We start from the raw sequence: 23,032 nt of genomic DNA on the forward strand, positions 1-23,032 counted from the left end.
AAATGGTCCCTCTTTCCGGGCCGCCTGTTTTTTAATCGTCATAATTTATGATAGACTCCTCTTACCATCCATTCTATGTGCAGGAAAGATCACTGCGACTTGTTGCACGGCAGTAAGATCGTCTCTCAGTTTAGTTGGAAGTAGCTTGCGATGACAGAAGAACTTGTGGAGGAGGGTTCAGAAAAGAAGCTGGACCCTGAGCAGCAGGCGAATGAGGAGCAGGATGCGGCGTCGCGCCCGCGCGATGTGATCACGGTGGTCCTGACGGCGGATAACCATCTGGGCGCTGCCGCTGGCCAGCCGATGCGCCGACGCGAGGAGCGAGCGCGCCAGCTACGGCATGCCTTTCAACAGGCGGTGGATTTCGCGATTGGCCAGGGCGTCGATCTTTTCATCCAGGCCGGGGATCTTTTCGATTCATTAAATCCGGCTGAGCATGAGCGTAGCTTTGTGGCCGAGCGTCTGGTTCAGCTCCGTCAGGCGGGTGTGCGCACGTTTATGGTTGGTGGCTTGCACGATACACCGCCGCTGGGCCGGGCCCTCGCTGAGGGAGCGCTACCAGCGCCTCACTTGAGCTTCGCTCGCCTCGGCGCCCTCCATTATTTTGAGCCGCTCTCGCCCCCTTCCCGCCCGTCCGCGGCGATGGCTACGGGCGCCAATCTGGGAAGAGGGCAGCCTCTAGTCGAGTTAACGCCGGCCCTCTGTGAGATCGGGCAGCTACGGGTCGGCCTCTGTGGTCTGAGTGTGCGCGCAGGCCAGGAAGGCGACCCTCTGGCCTACGTTCGTCCCGCCGCTGAGCTTGAGCGTGCCCAGATCCGTATTTTGATCCTCCATGCCCCCATTGAAGGTCTGAGCACCGAATCCGTCCCAGCTGAAGCCCAGGCCCTGGTGAGCCGCTCGACGTTGGCACGGCAGACAGCGTTCCAGTATATCCTGGCCGGTTATCACCATGCCTTTCAGCAGTTGCGCGTCGGCCAGTGCGAGCTGATCGTGGCTGGTCCAACTCAGCATATTGATTTCAATGACCCCGATGCCGAGCCTGGCTTTGTCTTTCTCGGTCTGGCGAGCGATGGGGTCCGCTGGTGTAAACATATCACCGTCGAGGCTGTGCGCCTGCGTCGCCTGGTTGTGCCGACCAGTGCGCTCTGGCCAGCTCCACCAACAGGGGCAGGGGCGCCCAGCGGCGAAACCGGGGCCGTGGCTTCTGCTTCTGCTACCGCTGGCTCTCCCACTGCAGTAATTCTGGAGCGCCTGCGCCCTCTCTGCAATCAACAGACGATGGTCCAGCTGAAACTGGAGGGCGAGCTGACGCGCCAGCAATATCATCAGCTCGACCTGAACCAGATCCGCCGTTACGGCGAGCAGCATGCTTTCTCTCTGGCCATCGACGACACAGCCTTGACACTGCTGCCTGACTATGAGGCTTCCGCCAGCTCTGGCCCGGCTGAGGCCACTGAGCGTTTCTCTCCTCGCGAGGAGCTGGCTGCTCTGGCCGACGAGTGGATCGCTGCCGCCTCTGATGAACAAGAGAAAAAAGCTCTGTTGGTAACAAAAGAGGTGTTGTTGACTGCTCTGGATGAGATCCATTAGCGCGAAGTGCTCTGAGCGCCCGCTCCTGTGACGCCTGATCGGTGCGCTCGCTGGTCGGAGGATCTGCACCGCTGAGCTATGTGAAGGAGATGTGGTAGCGTAAGGGCGGATCGCGGCGAGCATGCTGGCCTCTCTGCTCAACTCTCTCAAGAAACCGGCGGAGAGCGCTCGCATCTCCCGAGAGGAGTGTGAACGGAGTGAAGCAGAAATGATTATTCTGAAACACCTAACAGTCGAGCGTTTCAGGCTCTTGCGAGAAATAGATCTGCACTTTCCCCAGCGCGGAAGTATCCTGATCCAGGGGCCGAACGAGGCTGGTAAATCAACTCTCTTTGAATGTATCTACTTTGCTCTCTTTGGCGAGCCACTCACTACCCATCGGGAGAAACGGGCGCTGGATGATCTCATTATGTACGGAGAGACGGAGGCCACTGTCAAGCTGACGCTCTCCGTTGGCGCCACTGAATTGGCCATCACGCGCACTATTGAACGCGGCAGCGGTCAGCGCGTCTCGCTCTTGGTCCGCCGCCTCGGCATGCCCGAGAGCGAGCCAATCACCCAACTGCGAGCCGCTAATGAACGCATCATTGCAGAGTTGGGCCGCCTCGATGGTGAGACACTGCGCAATTCCTGCTTGATCGAACAGAAGGGCCTCCAACGTCTTGAGCAGATCACTGGCCGCGAGCGCGAGGTCGCCCTGCGTCGCCTCTTGGGCCTGGAGAAGCTGACTCGCCTGGCTGAGCAGTTCCGCCTGACCCCCGAGGACGAGGAGCAGCTGCGTGAGTGCGCTGCTCGCCTGCGGCTGGCCGAGCTGCAGGCCCGCATTCCTGAGCTAAGCGCCAGACTAGGCCAGGTCGAGGAGGCCCTGGATGCTGTCACAGTGAATGAGCATCTGGCCGAGATCGAGCAGCAAGAGGCAGAGATCGCTGAGCAGGAGAGCACTCTCTCTACTATCCAGCAGAAGCGTTCCGAGCTAAAGAGCCGTCAGGCGCGCGTGCAGCAGCTGAAGAAAGCCGAGGCGATCCTCGCTGAGCTGATTACTGCCTACGATGAGATGGCCGAGGCCCGCCGCGAGTTGCCAGAGTTGGACCGACAGATCGCTGATCTGGAACTGCGCGAGCGGGAAGAACTACCAGCTCTGGAGAAGCGCGTGCGCGAGCTGGAAGATCTCTCGCGCTCGTTCGGTACCCTGGAGCGTATGGCTACTGACCTCCTGGCCACAGTGAATACGATTAAGGAATTGGAGCAGGAGGTTCAGGAGCGCACAACCTTTGAGGAGAACCTTGAGCAGTTGGAGGCGCAAATCAGCCGCGCTCAGGCTCGCCTCGATCAGGCGCGCTTGACGCGCAGCGAGCTGGAAGAGCGCCGCCGCGCCGGACGACCCTCCCTGGAGGAGCGGCTGCGACGCCTGCGTCATCTGGCCTCCCGTTTGGAAACACTGCGTCAGGCGGAGGAGCGCTACGCCCAGCGCCTGGCGGCGCGCGAGCAGGCTGAGCAGCTGGAGAACCGCATCGAGGATGCGCGCCGTCGCCTGCGCGAAGCCGAACAGGAACAGGCTCGCTATGAGCAGGAGGTGCGTCAGACCGAGCAGCTGGTCACAACCTATGAGGAGCGCTGGCGTCGTCAGAATCTGGCGCGCCAGTTCGAGGAATGGCTGCGCCTGCGCGATAAGTTACGCGGCTTGACCGAGGCTGAACGGCAGGTACGCGCCGCCTATCAGCAACACGAGCGCTGCCATCAGGAAGCCGCCGCCACCCTCAGCGTGATGCGCCGCCTGTTCGCTTTTCTGATTGTGGCCGGAGTCGGCTTCGGGATCGCTGCGCTCCTGAGCTTCATATGGGCGCTCTCGCAGCTCCTGGTCCCGGCGGTGATCGGCATTGTACTGGCGGCTGCCTGCGTTGCTGCTTTTGTTGTCATCTTTATCCGCTATAGTCGTGCTCGTGTCTCTGTCCAGCAAGCCCTGCAGCGCGAGCAGGAGGCCCTCAATCATGTCCGTGCAATGGTGGCGGCCCGTGAGGCGGCGGCCCGTGCTAACGGCGGTCAGGAAGCTCTGGCTCGCGTCGAAGAGGAGATTCGAAACCTTGGGGCTGAGGTTCCGGCTTCCCCTGATGAAGCACGGCGCGTGATCGAGCAGGCCCAGGCCGAGCGCTCCTCTGTCAATGAGCAGCAGGCTCTGGCTGAGGCGCGCGAGCGTCTGGCTACCTTGCGTGGACAAGTGACTCAGACTGCTGAGAGAGTCACCACCCTGCGCAAGCAAGCGAGCGAATTGGAGGAGGAGGCGCACGCTAAAGATTGGGATGATATCCACAGCAAACTCCGCAGCGACCTGGTAGCTGTAGAGCAGGCTCGCCATGAGCTGGCAACTTTGATGGGTCAAGAGGGCCTGCCAATCCCCACTTTCGAGGCCAACGTCTTCAATTCACCTGCAAAGCATGCCGAGCTGCAGACGATCATTGAGGAGGCGCTCAAGACTGCCGAGCTGGAGATTGCCGCGCTCGACGGCAAGATTGATGCGATCACCGAGTTGCAAGAGCAGATCAAGGTTTGTGAGCAGGAGCTGGAAAACCTCCAGACTCGCAAGCAGGTGCTCCTCGGGCGCCTCGAACGCTTTCAGACGAGTGATCCCCTCCAGCAGCTGGAGCGCGCCCGCGAGCAGCAGGCCGCTCTCAGAGAAGCCTTGCAGAAGTTGACAGATTCCTTGCGTCAGCGTGTCAAGCCCCTCGGCCTGCAGTTCGGTCAGGCCCAGGTCAGCAGCGCCGAGAGTGCAGCTCGCCGCGAGCTGGAGGCCCTCCATATTACTCTCGGACGCCGCATCGAGCTGCAGGGTCGCCGCGAGCACTACGCCGCCCTCCTCAAGGAGCGCCAACAGTCGCTCTCTGGTTACTATCAGCAGCTTGCCAAGTTCAGCACAGTGCTCGGTAGCTGGATTATCCCGCCCAATCCTTTTGCCGAAACGCTCAACGGTCTGCGTGCACGCTGTCAGCAGGAGCTGCAGGCAGCCAGTGAGGAGAGCATTCTGCAGGAGTTGGAGCAGCTGCAGATGCAAGAAGGAGCTGCGCGGGCCAAGATCGAACTGTGTCGACAAGAGATCGAGGAGATCCGCGAGCAGATTCGCGCTCTGCTTGAGCTGCGTGGCCGTCCCGCTCCCCAGGGCTATCAGCGCGAGGAGATTGTGGCGGTCTGGCCTCTGGTCGGCGAGTATGGCGTCGCCGATCGCCAGCGTTTGGAAGAGGAGCGGGATCGTCTGGAGCAAGAGCTGCAGCAGCGTGAGAAGGAGGAGCTGGAGCTGAGCCAGCAACTCGGCACTGGCGGCGAGCAGCTCGATCTGGAGCAGACTCGCAAGCGCATGGAGCAGCAGGAACGCAGCTATCAAACCAAGAAGCGTGGAAGCATGTTGATCACGGCGGTCATCGAGCGCTTGATGCGCAAGATGGTCCCGCGTACCGAGTACTACATGCAGCAAATTCTGCCGCTCCTGACCAGCGGTCGCTATCACGATGTGCAGCTGGTGACCGAGCCGGAGGAGGGCAGCGCAAGCGGCGGGCCGCTGCGCTGGCGGGTCTGGGATTCGGCGGCTGGCGAGTATATCCCTCGTGAAGCGCTCTCCAGTGGGGCAGCGGATCAAATTTCCTTCGCCCTGCGTCTGGCCTTTGCGATCGCCGCCCTGCCACGCGAGCTAAATGCCGCTCCAGGCTTTTTGCTCCTCGACGAGCCACTCAGCTCCTTCGATCAGCGGCGGGCCCAGGCTGTGGTCGAAGTGGTGACCGGTGAGATGCTGGGACAGCACTTCGAGCAGATCTTCTTTATCTCACACAGCGGCGCTTTCGATCCCGCTCAGTTCCCCTACTATCTCTTGATCGACGGTGGACAGGTGGTCGAGAGCAACCTGCCTGTGATAACGCCGCGCAGCTCGCTCAACGGCAATGGCAGCCGCCCCTCATCTGAAGAAGGACCTGAAACCAGCTCGGAAGCAACCTCGGTGGTGGCCTAGTGCTGCGAGAAGCCTTCAGACCGACGCCAGGAGGAAGCTGCTCCTAGCGAGCAGGCTCCTCCTGGATGGACGGGAAGCCTGTGCTGATGACCCTTCCTGATCCTCCACCTGCTCTATCTGCTATCCTTGCCTCCCCCCGTCATTCTTCCTCCTCTAGAAAACGCTCTACCTCGACTTCGGCCCGCGCCAGGTCAGCACCTTCCAGCCAGATAATGCGCTGATCACGCCGAAACCAGCTCAGCTGGCGGCGGGCAAAATCATGGATCGCGTGCTTCAGATGTTCTGCCATCTCCGCCTCGCTCTGGTATTCGCCTCGCAGCAAGCGACTGATAAAACGGTACTCCAGCCCCAGGGCTTCCAGGCGCTCGTGGCCGATACCCTGGGCCAGCAAGCGACGAACCTCATCGACCATCCCCTGGCGCAAGCGTTCATCGACGCGCTGATCGATGCGGCGATAGAGTTCCGCCCGCGGCCAGTGAATGCCCAGCAGAAGGCTCTTGTAGAGCGGAGCCGGTACTCCCTGCTGCTCCGAGAAGGGCCGGCCTGTGAGAAGGCAAACCTCCAAGGCGCGGATCACTCGACGCGGGTTGCGGCGATCGATGCGGGCCGCGGCGCGTGGGTCACGTCTCTCTAGCTCGGCGACCAACTCTACAAGGGGACGCTGCTCAAGCTGACGGCGCAGCTCCAGGTCGGGCGGCACCTGGGGCACCTGCAGGTTGTCGACAACCAGTTGGATATAATGGGGGGAGCCGCCGACCAGCAAAGGCAGCTTGCCACGGCCTAAGATCGCCTCAATCGCTGCCAGGGCCTCCTCGCGAAAGCGAGCAGCGCTGTAAACTTCAGCTGGATCAGCCACATCAAGCAAATGATGAGGGACAAGCGCCCGCTCCTCTGGAGTCACTTTGGCCGTGCCGATATCCAGGCCGCGGTAGACCTGGCGCGAATCGGCGGAGACGATTTCTCCATTGAAGCGCTGGGCGAGCTGAATGCCCAGCGCGCTCTTGCCCGAGGCGGTTGGCCCCAGCACTACCACCACTTTCCCTTTCCGCTGTGGCTGCTCCCTCTCAGCGGCGCTCATTGTCTCTTTCCCATCCACAGCTACGGATGCCCGATCAGTCGATCGATGCGGAAGATCAATGCTAAAGCGACAGCAGCCCCCGCGGCCACGGCCAGCGGCGTCAGCAGACTCAGGCTGGTTCCCAAAGCCAGGCTCAGGCCAAGGCTGACGCCAGTAACCATCAAGAGGGCCAGCGTTGGCAAGCGGAAACGCTTCATTGCCCAGGTCGCTCCAGCCAGCAAGCGACTGCTGATCAGCTGGCTACTCCCCAGGGTACCAGCCAGAGCGGCCAGAGCAAGCAATGTCAGGGCATGAAGGGCGGGCGCCCCATCCTGGAAAACGCTGTGCCAGGCAGGCTCCAGCAAGCCAAGGGCCGCCAGGGTGGTGGCCAGTCCCGTACAGAAACGGTTCACCAGCGCTGATAGCTGCCAGCGGTGATCGGTGTTCAGCAAGAGGGCCCCCAGTGGAGCCAGTGGTAGCATTGCAAGCAACGCCGGCAAAAAAGCTGGATCAGGTGGCAGAGGAGCATGCGAAAAGAAAGGCAGCTGCGAGAATAACTCATAAAACAAAGAAGGAGCGAGCAAAGCCGCAGCAAAAACCTGGAGCCAATGGAGCCGGCGGCGCTCAGCGGGACTTGCCCGCAGCAGGTCCCAGCCACCAGGTTGGCCATACTTCGCCTTATAAGCCTCATCCTGCGGATTGATATAGGCTGGCAGAGCTGGGGCAATCGAGCCAGAGCGTTGGCTGGGGGGTAGCAAGCGTTGGCCAGCGCCGGCGCCGACGCTACCGGAGACCTGACCGCTGGCCGTTCTTGACCCGCTAGCCGACACCGGCCCCGTGACGGTATAATCCATAACCTCCACCTCTACTTTCACCTCCGCTGGTTTCCCCGCCGTCTCGCCCAGAGGCGTAATCACAATGGTGCCGTTATAGCGCTGCGAGCCGGCAAGCTGGCTGCTATCGACTCGCACGCGCACCAGCGTACTCATGCCATCAAAGCGCGTCTGATCCACGATAATCCACGGCTCTACCGGCTGAATGGTACCCTGAACAACCGAACCCTGATTGCCCGTGATCGTGAGCAACATAGGAGCAGAGAGGCCCGGGTAAACCTGGCCGAAATTAATCGTGGCCGGGCGCACAATCATCAGCGGGGCCTTGCGAGGACGGGCAGGGGGACGCCCGCGCGCCCCCTCAGAGGCCGCGGACGCTGTTGCACTAACGGACCCCTGGGATTTCGTGCGCAAGTGGGCATCTGGCCCCATGATTAGCTGGACCAGCCGTTCAACACCCAGCTCGGGATCGCCGGTCGTCGTCCGTAAGCGGCGCACCTTGCGGGCCAGGTCGCTCTCGCCGATCTCCTCTAGCCATGACTCGATCTCCCCATTGAACAGGTAGTCGGCCCCCTCCTCGGGAAAGCGGGCGCACAGCTCAGCTAACTCTTCTGGTGTTGTGGCCTCCTGACCGTTCTCAAAGGGGAGCGTCCCCACGCGGAAGAGGGCCCGACGGAAAACGGCCACGCTTGGATAGCGATCGTTGGGATCAAGAGAGGCCGCTTTCTCCAAAGCGCGTGCCACTGTTGACGAGACCGCCGGGTTCAGCGTGCGCGCATCTGGCAAGCCAAAGCCCTTCTCGGGCAATGCGCCCGTCAAAAGCTGGAAGAGCGTCACCGCCAGTGAGTAGATATCGGAGCGCTGATCTGTCTGAGCGCTGCCATACTGCTCTGGGGGAGCAAAACCGGGCGTACCCAACAGCTGGGTATCCTGCGAGGAAGAGCGACGCACCAGCCGGGCAATACCGAAGTCGATCAGCTTGATGCGCCCGTCTCGACGCAGCATAATATTGCCCGGCTTTAAATCGCGGAAAATCACCGGCGGCTGCTGACTGTGCAAGTACTCCAGGACATCGCAGAGCTGACGAGCCCAGCCCAACACGCGCCGCTCAGAGAAAGGCCCGCCGTTCTCCTCCAGCAGCTCCTCCAGCGTCTTCCCATCGATATACTCCATCACCAGAAAATGGCGCTCACCCTCGCTGAAGAAGTCGGTAAAGGCGGGAAGGTTAGGATGGCTGAGGCGCGACAAAATGGTAGCCTCAGCCAGAAAGTTCTCCAGAGCCTTGCCCTGTTCGCTAGGCGGCACGGAAGAAAGGCTCATCTCCTTCACCGCGCAAATCTCGCCCCGCTTCGTATCGCGCGCCTGGTACACTGCTCCCATGCCCCCCTGGCCGATCACACGCAGGATGATGTAGCGCTTGTGGAGCAGGGTATTGCGTCCCAGGCGTCCCGTCTGGGCATTTCCCTGACCGTTCTGTGGACTGATGGGACTGATGGCGAACCCCCTGTCTCTCCTCACGGACATCAATGCTCCTCGGTCCACCGCCGGCGCCGCCGGGCCAGCTCAATCTCGCTGCCGCTCTTGTCCAGCCAGACCCGGCCAGGCAGAGGGCCTGCAGCGCCTTCGTGGCTCTCGTGCATTCCAGTATAGCATACCATTTATGGGAGATACTACCTATGCTGAATGCTATTGATACAAGTAAATTCGCGCTGCATGGTACAATCAGCATAGACGCTCTCGGTCTTCCGACCGTTCCTGCTGGCGTAGGAAAGGAGAAAGGCGCCGGGCGCCTGTCCTACTCTACAACGTTTGAGAGCTGCAACATCCGGTAAAGAAGATTATCCTGAGAGACGCCAAGCAAAGGACAGGACGAGGATCAAACCCAGAGTCATGGGTGAGGTTTCAGAACAGGAGAGAGGGAGCAAGGGACTGATCTCAGCAATCTGATCTACGCTGGAATAGGCAGTGAGGCGCGGGTGTGGCGTGACTGAGGTGGGGCGCGGAGGTGACTCGCCTGCCTCTCTGGCTTCAGCGATAACAGGAGCATGATGAAGAGCAAGCTGATCACTCAGACTGTTCCGCCGGCGCTTCCACGGCCACACCTCCGGCGTTCGCTGCAAGCGATATTGATCAGCCTGGCGCTGTTACTCGTCGGGGCTCTGGTTCTGACCTGGCAAATTATGAATGGTAGCATCGGTAGCCAGGCCAGCGGCGCCAGCGTGCTGGGACCGCCAACATTGCCAGCGGAAACCGTCAACACTATTCTGGCGTCGACCCCTATGGCTGGCACTGGTCAGGTTGTTGAAGCGGCGGCTCGCCAGACAAATATCGACGATGCCTTTGCCCTGGCCGTCTGGTACGTCGAAACGAACCAGGGAGCGGCGGGGGTTGGCCTGGGCGACCACAATCCCGGCGGTGTCCGCGCTAGTGCCAGCTATCCAAGCGATGCCGGTGGCTATACTATTTATCCCTCCTATGCTGCAGCTATTCAGGACTGGTTTTCAATCGTGCAGCAGCGCTATATCGCTCGCGGACTGACGACCGTTTATCTGATCGCTGGCCCCTACGTTGGGACGTCTAGCTCAGGTTCTTGGGCCGCTAAGGTCATGAATTTGATGACCATCTATCGCAACGAGGCTCCGCCGCCAACGCCGACCCCAACCCCAACGCCGGCGACGTTGAAGTATAAGATTGCCACAACCCTGCAGAATAAGAGCGGGCAACAGGCCGATGCTGAGCGAGAGGATAGTCAGCCTCAGCCGGCTGTCTCTTCCTCCACTGCTTCCTCTGCGCCGGCGATAACGGCAACCTCTTCCGCGGACGAGCTGGGCAAGCCGAGCAGACAAAACATTGTCGTGGTAGTCCTTGGCCTAAGCTCTGCGCTGGCGTTGGCTCTCGGCGCCATCTGGTTGCGCCGCCGCCAGCGTCTCCTGACTGCTCTGCTGAGCAGCGCACCGGCAGGAGTGGAGTCAAAGCCAGAGCCGATCACCGATACTCTCGTGCTCGCCGCCGTGCCTGTCCAGACTGCTTCAGAAACATCTCTCGCCGGACTGGTTGGCTCGCCGCCTGGACGCGATACAGATGCTCTACCGCTCTGGAATCTACCAGTCCAACCTGAAACCCAGGAGGCAGTCTTGGCTGCCGCCAGCCACAGCGGGCCTTGGCCTGGCTCCTTCTCCCATCTGCCAGAGCTGCAGCCAATGCCAGCAGGCGCAGCTCCCTCGTCTGCTACCCGGCCAGCTCCAGTGGCTGTGCCTTTGCTCGCTGGACGGAGCACAGGCCCGGGCAGCGGCCTCTTGAGCCGTTACGGCTCTGGCCACCCCCTGCCTTCTAGTGCACAGGCAGCTCGCTCAGAGCCGAGTTGATGAGGTGACCAGACCTCCGCTTCTCACTCCTGCCTGTTCCAGAGTAAGAGGAAGAGGCAATCGTTGGCTGACTTTGGCCAACAGCCTCTTCCCTACTTGACGGGAAGCGCCAGATATGCTATCCTTCACTGTGCAGTGCCACCGCAGCACCCGAAGCAAGCTCGGGGCTACGGCTTCACTGTAAAGCTGGGTGACTAGCTCAATCGGTAGAGCAAGCGACTCTTAAGTGCGCCGTTGTGCTCACAGCGTCCCTGTCGGGAGAGACCCGACGCCACTGGAGCAGACGTGGCTAAAGCACCATCTTACCTCGCGCCGAAAGGTTGCGGGGGACAACAGCATGATGGAAAAGTCGTTGTTGGAAGCCTCTCGCAGCTCATTGTCGTGCTCATCCGCCTCCCCGAGGTGGAGGGAGAGCCGATAAAATGATGCCAGCTTCTGCAACGGCAGCTAGGCCGTATATGGTCAAGCCCGCCAGGGGTTGAATCCCTCGATAGCCTGCCCTGATGTTGTCAGCTGTGATTAGGAGGGCTGGCAAATGCTCCCATCAGGTGGGCGGTTGTCCGCGAAGGGAGACCTACGTACGGAGCGGGGCGTTGTGGGAACTACGGGATCACCTAAAAGCTACAGGGTTTTTCTCGTCCCCTGTGGCTCATGGTGACGGAGCGCCCATAGTACTCAAACGATCAGCGTAATGGCTGATACATGGGGAAGGGGCGCAGGAGAAGTGTCCTTCAGGCGCTTCTCTGGAGAGCCGGATGCATTGAAAGGTGCACGTCCGGTTCGGGAGGGGATGACCAGCATAGTCCAGGCCGGACCTGGTTCAGTCCCGGCTTGAGACTCCCGCCGTCAGGTGATGCTGGCTGTCTGCTTCACTCGCTAGGTTCAGGGTTCGAGTCCCTGGTCACCCACTATGCATTGTCTGCTGCATCAGTCCGTGAGCCCGCCTGGTTTATCGGCTCATGGCCTGCTCGGCCTGAGATCGTCAGAAAGAATGCTCATGGATAACGAAGGCCGGAAGTGGTTATGAAGACGCTCCACTTCCGGCTGTTTTTATCTGCTTCCCCGTTCTTGCTCAGGCCACTTTGCTCTCCTGAATCTGCCGATCTCCCTCCTCGCCTCTGCAAACTTTCCGAGGGCCGCTCTTGCCTGTGGGCCTGCCCCTCCTCCGCTGACGATGTATTTACAGTAGAGCTGGTCAATCTCTACCGCGAGAAAGCGCTCCTTGAGCGCTCCTGCAGCTCTGCTGTCCCAGTTCCCATCTTGACAGCCTTGCTGACACGCGTTAGTATATAAACAAAGATTTATACAAAATCGTCTGCGCACGCAAAGAAGGATCGACTTGGACAGATCGAATGACTGGCGTGAACTGAAAACCATGATGAAAGCGCTGGCGGATGTGGTGCGCCTGACCATCATTTACCACCTGGCGCGGAAGCCGGAAATGACGGTCACAGCACTCACTGATGCTCTGGAGATCAGCCAGCCCCTGGTTTCCTGGCATCTGCGGAAGCTACAGCGCGCTGGGCTGACGCGCATGCGTCGCGCCGGACGCCAGGTCTACTGTTCACTGGATAAAGAGCGCTTTCAGTATTGCCTGCAGCGGCTGCAGCAACTGGTCGATCCCGGGTTCGTGCTGGCAACGCTGCCTGTCGGGAGCGTTTCCTGGGTGGAGACGGCGGCTGAAGTCAACCTGGAGGAGTAACCGGTGTCTGTCATCTACTGGCTGGCACGTGGCACAAGTGCGCTCGCGGGGCGTACTCCCCGGCCCTTGCGCCATGCCATCGGGGCGACGGTTGGAACGGCAAGCTACCTGGCCTGGCGCTCGAAACGCCGGGTGACGCAGCGCAATATGGCTCAGGTCCTGGGCCGCCCTCCCAGCGATCGTACTGTGCGCCGCTTGGCGCGTGCCTCCTGGAGCAACTACGGGCGCTACGCCTCAGATTTCTTGAGCTTCGCCCACCTCGACATCGAGGCCATTGAGCGGCAGGGGCGCGACCTGACGCGAGGAGCCTCCTCCTGGCGTGAGTACCTTCAGCAGGCGCTCCAACCCGGTCGCGGTGTGATTCTTACCACCGCTCATTTTGGCAACTGGGACCTGGCCGGCGCCATTATCGCCCGCGAGGTGCCCTTCTCGGCTATCGCCGAAACCTTCGCCGATCCCCAGCTGAATGCCCTGGTGCAAAAGCAGCGCCAGGATAAAGGGATCGTCATTATCCCAATGGAGCGCTCGGCCCGACCGATTTTGCGCGTTCTGCAGCAAAATCAGATGCTGGCCATCGTGATCGATCGCCCCTTGATGGAGAACGAAGGCGTTCCCGTGAGATTCTTCGGGCGCACAACGTATGTGCCCGCTGGTGCGGCAAGGCTGGCGGTAAGGACTGGAGCCGCGATTATGTCCGGTTTCGTCTGGTACGGCAGGCGGGGACAGCACTATATGCGCGCTTTTCCCCCCGTCTTCCCTCGCACTGAGGGAGACCGCGAGGCCGAAGTCGTGCGCCTGACCCAATATATCTTTGATACGCTAGAGGAGATGGTCCGTAGCTATCCCGATCAGTGGTATATGTTTCGCCCATTCTGGCCTGCTGCTGATCCCTAGCTGCGGCGAAAACCACCTGACTGCTCTCTGCATTCCTGCGAGGGCGGCCAGAGAGAGAAAGGCAGCTCGGGCGACGCGACAGCAAAGGCGCAGATGCTTGCCTGGTCCTGCTTCTGGAGCGGGTCAGGAGATCACCTACGCCAGAGACGGGACAACGGAATGCAGAGAGAACGTCATGCCAGCCCAGGTAACTGGCTGGTCAGATGCCAGCGCGACTCTCAGAAAGGGACGCTTCTCGGCAACTGCAGGCAGCCAGGAAGCCGGGCCAGGTATTGCGAGGCAACGGGCCACGATCTTTATGAAAGAAGCGCTCCTTGAGCCAGAAAACGACGACGATGTATCTGCTATTTCGCCTTGCCGCTGTCATTGTGCCGCGCCTGCCGCGTCGCTGGCTACCTGCGCTGAGCGTTCTACTGGGCTGGCTTGCCTGGATGATTGCCTTCAAAGCGCGTCGGCAGGCCACCGTCAATATGCTGCACGTGCTGGGGCCAGAGATGCAAGCCACGCGTCCCGGACGCCGGCGTCTCCGACGCACCGTGCGTCGAATGTTTATCAACAATGCACGCAATTATCTCGAAGGCTTTTGTTTGCCCTATGTACCCGTCGAGGAGATTGTCAGCAATATCATTCCCGGGGGCGAGGAACATCTGGCCGCCGCTCTGGCCCGTGGCAAGGGCGTGCTGATTGTCTCTGCCCACTTTGGCCCTTTCGACTACCTGAGCCAATGGTTGGTTGCCAGAGGCTACGAGCTGGTGATTCCGGTCGAGCAGCTCAAAGATCGACGCATGCTCGAACTGATGCTGAGCCTGCGCTGCAGCCACGGCATCAAATATCTTCCTGTAGGGAATGGCACGGCCATGCGGGCGATTCTGCGCACGCTGCGCCAGAATCAACTGGTGCTCATTACCGCCGACCGGGCCGTAGTGGGCCAGAGTGTCGAGCTGCCTTTTTTTGGCGCCACGGCTCGCCTGCCGGGAGGACCGGCCATGTTGGCACAGCGCACAGGCGCGGCTCTCGTTGGCGCCTTCGGCTGGCGCCTGGAGGGCACGCGCATGCAGGGCGAATTTACGCCGATTTCCCTGGCGCTTCCTGAAGAAGAGCAGCAGAATCCCGAGGCGCTCATGCGCTCAATCGTGCAGGTCATGGAACGCTACATCCGGGCCCATCCCGAGCAGTGGCTTGTCTTCGCTCCTGTCTGGTTGGATCATGCTACTGCGGGCGCAGAGGATCAAGGGCGCCAGATCGGGGCCGAGGAGAGTGGGGAAGAAGAGGGCATGGTCGGCTGCCAATAGGTTCGTCCGCTGAGTGAGTGGCGGTAAGGAGCGAATGCTTCTTCTCCTCCGCTTAAGTAGCACACCTTCTCAATCCCGAAGGAGTAGTATGGCTAGACATATGAGCAACAGGATGACTGAGGAATTACGACCTGCCAGCCTGGCCAGGCGCCTGCTAGGCCGCCATCGGCAAATGACGGCTGTCGAGGCCTCTCTGGCTGGAAAGCTGGGTCGGGCCGATGTCCATATTCACAGTACCTACAGCGATGGGACAGCTACAATTGAGGAGATTCTGGCGTACACCGAGCGCTTTAGCGACCTGGACGTGATCGCCATCACCGATCACGATTCCATTGAAGGCTCGCTACGTGCGCGCGACCTGTGGACCAGGGGCCACTACCGCTTTGACTACATCGTCGGTGAGGAGGTCAGTACGCGCGAGGGGCACCTGCTGGCCCTCTTTATCGAGCAGCGCATTCCGCCCGGGCTGAGTATGGAAGAGAGCATTGCCCTGATCCATGAGCAAGGGGGCCTGGCCATTGTCGCCCATCCCCTCCATCGCCTCTTCCGCCATAGCTGCCAGCGTGAGGTGCTTGATCGTCTGGTCAGCTCAGATAGCGCGCGACTCGACGGTATCGAGACCTGGAATGCCAGCTTCTGCGGCATCTATGCCAATCAGGTGGCCATGCGCGCTAATCGCCGGGTCTATCGCCTGCCCGAGGTTGGCAACAGCGATGCCCATACACTCAATGCCATTGGACGCGGCTGCACCTGGTTTGAAGGGAAGACAGCCCACGATCTGCGCGCATCGCTGCAGGCCGGGACTACAGCCCCTGGCGGAAAGCTCTGGCAGATGTACGATTATCTGCAGCTGGCTCAGTATCACTTTAACAAGCGAAATCAGCGGAACCGTCGCGTCTTTGCGGCGTGAAGTGCGCAGAGCCTTCCTTTTGGAAGAGGCAAGCTCTTGCGAAAGTCTGGTAAAATGTTGTATGGCGCCTTTGGCTGAGTAGGAGGGGACCGTGGCCGGGCTTGCGTAAGGTCCAGGGGATAGTCGCGTCTCTACAACATTGTAAGGCAGGGAGCGACTCGTGAAAATAGGTCTCGTGACTCCATACGACTGGAGCTATCCTGGTGGAGTGCGTGAACATGTCCGCCATTTGGCGCATGAATTTCGCAAAATGGGTCTGGAGGTGCGCATCCTTGCCCCGGTCTCGGGAGATGATGAGCGGCTGGCTGAGGAGCAAGTCTATAAGATGGCCGGGGCTTCTCCCGTTCCTTTTAATGGTTCAATTGCGCGTGTGGCGCTGAACCCCTATCTCGGTCGGCGCGTGCGCTCTGTACTGCAGCACGAGCGCTTTGACATTATTCACCTCCATGAGCCGTTGATTCCGGGTTTGCCGCTGGCTGTGCTGCGTTTCTCGCGTGCGATTAACGTAGGAACATTTCACGCCTTTGCTGCTGCCAGGATCACCTCCACGCCCTATCTGGCCTATGCATCGCTGCATCCTTTCCTGCGCCCTTACTTTCGCCGGCTGGCCGGGCGCATCGCCGTTTCACCGGCGGCCTACCAGTTTGTCTCACGCTACTTTCCGGCGGACTATCGCCTGATCCCGAACGGGATCGATCTGGAACGTTTCAACATCTGGAACCAGCCTTTGCCCTGGTTCATGGATGGGAAGCGGAACATCCTCTTTGTCGGGCGGTTTGAGAAGCGCAAGGGCGCCAAGTACCTGTTACGCGCTATCCCCATGATCCGCGAGCGCTATCCCGACACACGGTTTATTCTCGTGGGTGAAGGCGGGTTGAAGCGCGGTTTCGAACGCTTTGTTGAGAAGCAGGGCTGGCAGGACGTGGTTTTTGTAGGCCGCGTCTCAGCGGAAGAACTACCACGTTACTTCGCCAGCGCTCACGTCTTCTGCGCGCCCTCGATCGGCGGCGAGAGCCTGGGCGTGGTCTTGCTGGAGGCAATGGCCTCCGGTGTGCCCGTGGTGGCCAGCAACATCGAGGGCTATGCCACAGTCATCACACATGGCCTCAATGGCCTCTTAGCGCCCCCACGCGATAGCCTTGCGCTGAGCATGGCCATCTGCCGCCTGCTGGAAGATGAGCCGCTGCGGCGCCGCCTGGTTGAAGCTGGGCTACAAACAAGCCAGCAATATGCCTGGCCGCGGATCGCCCGCCGTGTGGTGGACTACTATCAGGAGCTGCTGGAGGAGCGTCAGCTACTCCATACCCTGCGCGAGCGGGAGCCGGTCTAGCCTGATCCTCTGCGGCTACCGCCCCACCGCGAGAGCGCTGCAGCCCGGCCAGCTCCTCCACCTGGTACCGGCCAGAACATCGGCCAGGGGAGCAGGCCCGCAGGTCGTCCGTTGATCGGTTCTTCGTCCCGGCTGGGGACGGAGGGACTGCCAATCTGGGGGCACAGGTAGCAAAGAGGCCGTCCCTGTGTCCGGCCTTAGCTCAATGCCGGCTTTGTTCGCTGATCGGCGACGCTTCTCATCGCTGGATGACCCGCGCTGTGCAATGGTGGCACGGCGTCGCCTTCTCTTGTGCTCTTCGCTTCGCTCTGGCCTTTGTCCAAAGGAATGGCCAGAGGCCAGATCACTGCTCGTTTCGTTTCATTTCGTTTCGTCCGGTAGTGCGTATCTACATCATTGAAAGCGGCTCTCCAAGACAGGCTCGCCGCCAAAAAAGAGCTAGTCCGAAGAGGGCCAGGTATGGTACAATAAAGATATGTTAAGCAGACGCATCCAGCAACAAGTTCGACTCCTGGTGGCTTTCATTATCAGACCGCTGGCCAACCTTGGCGTGACTCCAAATATGTTGACGCTCGTCGGGCTGTTGCTTAGCGGCTTAACAGCCCTGGTGATTGCGCAGGGGTACCTGGTGGCAGGCGGTTTGCTGGTGTTGTTTGCTGGCATTTTCGACATGTTCGATGGGGCCGTGGCTCGCGTTCGCCAGGCTGCCACGACCTTTGGCGCTTTCTTCGACTCGACTCTCGACCGCTATTCGGAAAGCATCATTCTCTTTGGGTTGCTCTGGTACGTGTTGCAGCGGCCAGATCTCCATGAGCAGCTCTGGCCCTTTGGCCATGAGCAGCTCTGGATGATTGTCCTGGTGTTTGTCGCTGTCGTCGGCTCACTGATGGTTAGCTATACTAAGGCGCGCGCCGAAGGTCTGGGGCTGGAATGTAAAACAGGATTGCTTGCCCGCCCCGAACGTGTCGTCATTCTGGCCATTGGCCTGATTGCGGGTATTGAGATCTGGGCACTGGTTCTGCTGGCGGTTTTCTCCCAGGTGACCGCCCTTGAGCGCATGTTCTACGTTTGGCGCATCACACGCCGGCAGGAGCGCGAGCGCCCCGCGCCTCAGCTGGCTCCTGCCCCCACAACGCTCGCCAGTGATCAGGAGAGCAGTGCCCGCCTCAACCGCGATCGCGAGCGCCGCGCGCGGTTCCTGGGCCGGGGCCGGGCCGGCGAGGCCCAAGAAGCACCCGCTCACCCCGTTCCCAGCCATGTTCCGCCTCTCAGTGGCGGTATGCAGCAACAAGAGTGAATCCAAGCTTTGCGAACGGTGTAGAGGAGATCGGGATCGGACGTGCATGTAGCGTGAGGTGCCTGTCGCAAGAAGCGAAGGACAGGCAGGGCGGATAGATGGCGGCGCGCATCCGCCCATCTTTGCAACGCGGATCGGTGAAAGTACGGCGTGCATCCTATATGCTTACTCTTTGTTGTCTTGCCTTTTCCCGAGCACCCGTTGAGGTAGAGCAGACGATAGGCGAGCAATGACGGCGTCCATTCGCCCTGGCAGTTCTGTGCGTCAAGTACCTCTCCACACGATCGCCTGCGCTCCGGTCCCGAATTAGTGAGACTGGAGATCTTTTTGTGACAAGAGAACATTCGCAGCCAGAGAAGAGCGACGTTGATGTGTCCGTCGCAAAGGAAGCATTTGCCTCCGAAGACGCAGCAACTCCTGCTTCTCTAGAGCCTACTGCGCCCCCCGGGGCGCAGCTGCCGGAGGGTACCGTGGAAGGGCAGAAACAACCACCTGAACGGGAGAGTACGGACGCGGCCCCTGGCTATGAGCTTCCGTCTCAGACGGGGGCTTCCTCCCAACGCATCCAGGAAAGCGTCGCTGCCTACTCACCCGCTGAACCCCTTTCCGCCTTTTCCACTCCCTCTACACCACCTGCACAGGAGGCCTTTGCGACGCGGGATGAGGAGCCTTCCCCGCTCATGGAGGGCTTTCTGCCGTTCAGCGAGGGGAATGTTCGCCCCTTCAGTGAGTTCATTGAGGAGTTCCGTCAGGCTGAAGAAGCTCGCCAGGCCGCTACCTTCGAAGCGGTGCACGAGGCCCTGGATGCCCTGAGTACCTTGAATACCCTGGGCAATCTCACCTCGCCTGCTGAAGATGAGAGCAGCTCCTCTGCTGCGCTGTCGGCCTCTTCTGGACCGCTCTCGCCACTCCCTACGGTGGCTATCCCCGGGCGCCTCTCCTTCGTGGAGAGCAGCAGCAGCATCACAGTCAGCTCGTTTGCTACTGGTGAGATGCAGGCCGAGTCGCTGGCACCGGCACCATCCTCCGAGACTACTCCAGGGGCGGAAGGTGGCGCCGCGCAGGAACAGCCTGAGCCGGCCTCTCCTGCCGCAGAAGAGCGCTCGGCAAAGGTTGAAGAGGAGCCACAGTCGGTAGCCCAAACATCGCAGACTTCTCAGGCCCCAGCGGCTCCTGAGAAGCCAGCGGAGCGCCCGCCCTCGCCGCTGCTGCGCCCGGCTACGCGCATTCGTTTACCTCGCTATGGGCGCCTGCGCGAGCCGTTTGTCGAGGAGCGCCTCCCCTCTGAGAGCGAAAAAAGCACTGAGGAGGAGAGCCAGCCAGCCGCTGCCGCCAGCACTCAGGCTGGTGGCGAGCCTGCCCCCGCCTCTTCTGGCCCGGGCACCGGCGAGAGTGGCAGCGCCGAGACCACTGCGCCCGCTAGCGAGGAGGGACCAGTTACCCGCCCCGCACGCCGCTATCGCTTCGATCGCCCAGCAACAGCGGCCAACAGCGCTATGTTCCTGGTTAATTCGTCTCAGCAGTCGACGTCACCTGAGCAGCAGCGCGAGACGGGGGAGAAGCTCGCTGCTGCTGGCACCTCTGCCGTCCAGGAGGAGCGTCGACCCGAGATTGAGCAGTCCCAGATGGTGGCCGCTCCCAGCCAGCCCCTCGAAGAAACTTACCCTCTCTCGTCTCGTGAGATGCTGAACGAGCAGAGGGTCGAGGAACAGCGGAGCAAGCAGCAAAGCAAGAATAACCGGCAACAAGAGAAAGAAAAGGAAGAGGAGCAGCCGGCTGCCCCTGTGGCATTGCCAGTGCAGCCGACGGCCAACGGCGCCAGGCCGGCGGCTCAGGAGACCCAGGTTCCTGCCCCTGAAGATCTGCCTCCCCTGGAGTACTCTGAGATTCAGGCGGCCACCTCACGCCGGCGCCGCCGCCGTCGTTCCAAGTCGGCGGCTGCCGCCTCCGCGCCCGCGCCGGCCACTGAGCCGACGCCACCCCCGATCGCTCCGCCGCCTATGCCGGTCTCACCGGTCACTGTGCCGCCCGTGACCCAGCCGGCGTCGGCATCGGTCTCGCAGCCGACAGCTCCTGCCGGACTCTACCATATTATCTCCGGCACTACTATGAACCAGATGAATCTGGGCAACGAGTTCGGAGGTCCTTTCATGGCGCCAGAACCTTCGCCCGCACGCGGCAGCGTGGCTGTGCGCGAAGCTGGTGTGCGCCCCTCACGCTCCGATGTGCAGCGGAACAATCTAGTCTATCCGAGTAATCGCGGGAATGACCCGATGGCTCAGTTCGCCAATACGGTCGTGCAGGCTATCCAGTCGCAAACTGACCGCATTGTGGCCGAACTGCGCCGCACCAATCAGTCGCCGACCAATGTGTCGGTCTCGATCCCCCCTCCGCCTTCGACGGAGCGGGTGGGAGTCTTCGTCGATGTGGCCAACCTGCTCTACTCTGCGCGTACGCTGCGGCTGACCATTGACTTTGGCAAGCTGCTCGATTTCCTGCGCGGCAACCGCCGCCTGGTGCGGGCCCATGCCTACTGCCCGACCAGCCCGCAGCCCGGCGATGAGCAAATGTTTCTGCAGGCCGTCAAGGGCCTGGGATACCGCATTACGACGAAGAACTATAAGACGTTCTCCAGTGGTGCAAAGAAGGCTGATCTCGATCTAGATCTGTGTATGGACGTGGTGCGGCTTGTGGAAAGCCGGGCTGTTGACTGTATTGTGCTGGTCAGCGGCGATAGCGATTTTATGCCGATGCTTGATTACTGCTCGGATCACGGCGTGCGCGTCGAGGTGGCAGCCTTCGACGAGGCAATGTCGGCCACCCTGCGCCAGAGCTGCGACCTGTTCATTAATCTTTCGGTGCTGGAGGAGATCCGCGCCTGAACTTGCCTTTGCGGGAAGCGCTGAGTGAGCGGTCATCACTGTGGCCGCCAGCTTCCTCTGGAAGAACGTTGCTACTATAGCCACTATAGCTAAGGCGCACAGCATAGCACACCAGCAAGGCGGCGAGGAGCAAGGGAAGGAACGACTCACAACTGTCGCCCTCTCTCCTCGCCGCTTTTCTTCTCCCCTTCACCCTGCTTAGGCAGGAAGGTCAGCCACTAAACATGTGCGCAACCTCGATCTGCCTGCCGCGGCCCGGCGCCTGAACCTTGCTGCGTGTGAGATGTCACAAACCAACAGCGTATAATTGTCATGGAACCGCTACGAGGTCTGTTCCCTGCCCGGGTGTTATCCCACCAGAACAGTTAGACGGTGCTGTCCTGGTTTCTTGAGGCTCTGCTTGTCTGTGAGTCGGCAGCTTGCTTTTGGCGATGCCAGAGACAGAAGCAGAGCGTCTTATTTGTTTGTAGGGCACCGCTACAATAACAGGAAGAGAGCCTTTCTACTGATACACCAGGTTCTCCGGGGAGAGAAGAAAGGAACGCGCGTATGCGAAACGGTGGCATATCAGCCCGCATCGTGGCACTGTTCGCCTTATTTAGTATTCTCCTGGCTGCCTGTGGGGGAAGTAACACAGGCAGCACTGGTGGCGGCGGCGCTACCACCCCCACGGCTCAGACGCCCATCTCGGTGGCCCTCGTCACCGATATCGGTGGTTTGAACGATCGGGGTTTCAACCACCTGGCCTACGTCGGCTACACCAAGGCCATGAACGAGTTTCATTTCACGCGCCAGGTGATCGAATCCAAAAATCAGGCCGATTATGTCAAGAACTTGACGCTGGCGGCTCGCAGCGCTGACCTGGTCTTCGCGGTCGGCTTCCTGATGCAAAATGCAGTCGACCAGGTGGCCCATCAGTTCCCCACGAAGAAGTTTGCGATTATCGATGGCTGTGCCGTTCCTGCGGGTAAGCAGGATTGCGAATCGCTGTCGAATGTGGCTCCGCTCTTCTTTAAGGAGCAGGAGGCAGGCTGTCTTGTTGGGGCCATCGCCGCCCAGATGGAAGTTGACGGCAAGGCCAAGATCCCCCAGCTGCGTGGCCATAATACGATTGGTGCCGTCGGCGGACTCCCCATTCCTCCCGTCACTCGCTACATCGCTGGCTACAAGTTCTGCGCTCAAAAGGTCGATCCGAGCATTACGGTGGTGATTAATTATTCTCAGGACTTCGCAGCCACCGACAAGTGTAAGGACGCTGCTCTCAGCCAGATCAATCAGCACAATGCCGATATCATTTTCCAGGTGGCTGGTGGCTGTGGCGTGGGTGCTCTCGATGCTGCCGACCAGGAAGGGGTCTTTGGCATCGGCGTTGATGCTGATCAGAACTATCTCCACCCAAAGAGCGTCATTACTAGTGCCCTTAAGAAGGTGGACGTGGCCGTCTACGATACGATCAGCGATTACGCTCATGGCAAGTTCACGAACAACCCCCCGCGCTTTGACCTGGCCCATGATGGAGTCGGCTACGGTACGCTGAGCAGCGTGGTGCCCGCTGATGCGAAGAACAAGGCCGACCAGTTCGCCGATCAGATCAGGTCCGGCACGCTGGTGGTTCCTGAGACGATTCCTTCCTGACCTGCGTAGTGAGTGGCCCGGGCACGACCAGATCGAGCCGCCCTCGAACGGCTCGATCTGGTCCCTTCTTCTCTCGCCGTTGGCCGCTCTTGCTCCGCTTCTTGCCCTTGGCCTGCGATGGACTCCAACCGGCTCCGCTCGGGAACCCCGCTCCATTGTTGGCCCTGCTCCGTTGTGGGCTATCGCGGCTGAACTACGGCTGCGAAGGGCTTACTGGCGCGCAGCCCGGTTTTTGTCTTCCTCAGACGCTGCTT

General features: G+C 60.6%; 13 protein-coding genes. 11 read left to right on the forward strand and 2 right to left on the reverse strand.

Annotated features, from left to right (window positions below; genetic code table 11):
• Positions 1-150 precede the first annotated feature (150 nt).
• Together IRZ31_RS05500 and IRZ31_RS05505 are read left to right on the forward strand one after the other, a co-directional pair.
• Positions 151-1,590 (forward strand): hypothetical protein, encoded by a 1,440-nt coding sequence (locus IRZ31_RS05500; RefSeq protein WP_297150707.1) that lies wholly within the window; start codon positions 151-153, stop codon positions 1,588-1,590.
• A gap of 208 nt (positions 1,591-1,798) precedes the next feature.
• On the forward strand, positions 1,799-5,581 hold the full coding sequence (locus IRZ31_RS05505) for an AAA family ATPase (RefSeq protein WP_297150709.1): 3,783 nt from the start codon (positions 1,799-1,801) through the stop codon (positions 5,579-5,581).
• 139 nt (positions 5,582-5,720) lie between these two features.
• Here IRZ31_RS05505 and miaA read toward each other — a convergent pair whose 3' ends face one another.
• Together miaA and IRZ31_RS05515 are read right to left on the reverse strand one after the other, a co-directional pair.
• Positions 5,721-6,659: a tRNA (adenosine(37)-N6)-dimethylallyltransferase MiaA gene (gene miaA, locus IRZ31_RS05510; RefSeq protein ID WP_297150711.1), complete on the reverse strand. Its 939-nt coding sequence runs from the start codon at positions 6,657-6,659 to the stop codon at positions 5,721-5,723.
• A gap of 20 nt (positions 6,660-6,679) precedes the next feature.
• Positions 6,680-8,995, reverse strand: coding sequence for a serine/threonine-protein kinase (locus IRZ31_RS05515; RefSeq protein WP_297150714.1), 2,316 nt, complete (start codon positions 8,993-8,995; stop codon positions 6,680-6,682).
• Positions 8,996-9,516: 521 nt separating this feature from the next.
• Here IRZ31_RS05515 and IRZ31_RS05520 point away from each other — a divergent pair.
• From IRZ31_RS05520 to IRZ31_RS05560, 9 genes are all read left to right on the forward strand, one after another.
• Positions 9,517-10,836, forward strand: a complete 1,320-nt coding sequence (locus IRZ31_RS05520) for a glucosaminidase domain-containing protein (protein ID WP_297150717.1) — start codon at positions 9,517-9,519, stop codon at positions 10,834-10,836.
• A gap of 1,339 nt (positions 10,837-12,175) precedes the next feature.
• Positions 12,176-12,538: a metalloregulator ArsR/SmtB family transcription factor gene (locus IRZ31_RS05525; RefSeq protein WP_297150722.1), complete on the forward strand. Its 363-nt coding sequence runs from the start codon at positions 12,176-12,178 to the stop codon at positions 12,536-12,538.
• A gap of 3 nt (positions 12,539-12,541) precedes the next feature.
• The gene (locus IRZ31_RS05530; RefSeq protein WP_297150725.1) at positions 12,542-13,432 is read left to right on the forward strand and encodes a lysophospholipid acyltransferase family protein; all 891 of its coding nucleotides are present in this window, start codon (positions 12,542-12,544) and stop codon (positions 13,430-13,432) included.
• A 314-nt stretch (positions 13,433-13,746) separates the two neighbouring features.
• Positions 13,747-14,724, forward strand: a complete 978-nt coding sequence (locus tag IRZ31_RS05535) for a lysophospholipid acyltransferase family protein (protein WP_297150728.1) — start codon at positions 13,747-13,749, stop codon at positions 14,722-14,724.
• A gap of 88 nt (positions 14,725-14,812) precedes the next feature.
• Positions 14,813-15,634: a PHP-associated domain-containing protein gene (locus tag IRZ31_RS05540; protein ID WP_297150731.1), complete on the forward strand. Its 822-nt coding sequence runs from the start codon at positions 14,813-14,815 to the stop codon at positions 15,632-15,634.
• Positions 15,635-15,794: 160 nt separating this feature from the next.
• Entirely contained in the window at positions 15,795-16,964 is a 1,170-nt protein-coding gene (locus IRZ31_RS05545; protein WP_297150734.1) for a glycosyltransferase family 4 protein, read from the forward strand.
• Positions 16,965-17,439: 475 nt separating this feature from the next.
• A complete protein-coding gene (locus tag IRZ31_RS05550; RefSeq protein ID WP_297150736.1) occupies positions 17,440-18,261 on the forward strand; it encodes a CDP-alcohol phosphatidyltransferase family protein in 822 nt (273 codons plus the stop codon).
• Between the two features lie 680 nt (positions 18,262-18,941).
• Positions 18,942-21,143, forward strand: coding sequence for an NYN domain-containing protein (locus IRZ31_RS05555; protein ID WP_297150739.1), 2,202 nt, complete (start codon positions 18,942-18,944; stop codon positions 21,141-21,143).
• A 549-nt stretch (positions 21,144-21,692) separates the two neighbouring features.
• Positions 21,693-22,778: a BMP family ABC transporter substrate-binding protein gene (locus tag IRZ31_RS05560; protein ID WP_297150742.1), complete on the forward strand. Its 1,086-nt coding sequence runs from the start codon at positions 21,693-21,695 to the stop codon at positions 22,776-22,778.
• Positions 22,779-23,032 lie beyond the last annotated feature (254 nt).

This window comes from Thermogemmatispora sp., assembly GCF_019683635.1.
In the GTDB taxonomy this organism is placed as follows: domain Bacteria; phylum Chloroflexota; class Ktedonobacteria; order Ktedonobacterales; family Ktedonobacteraceae; genus Thermogemmatispora.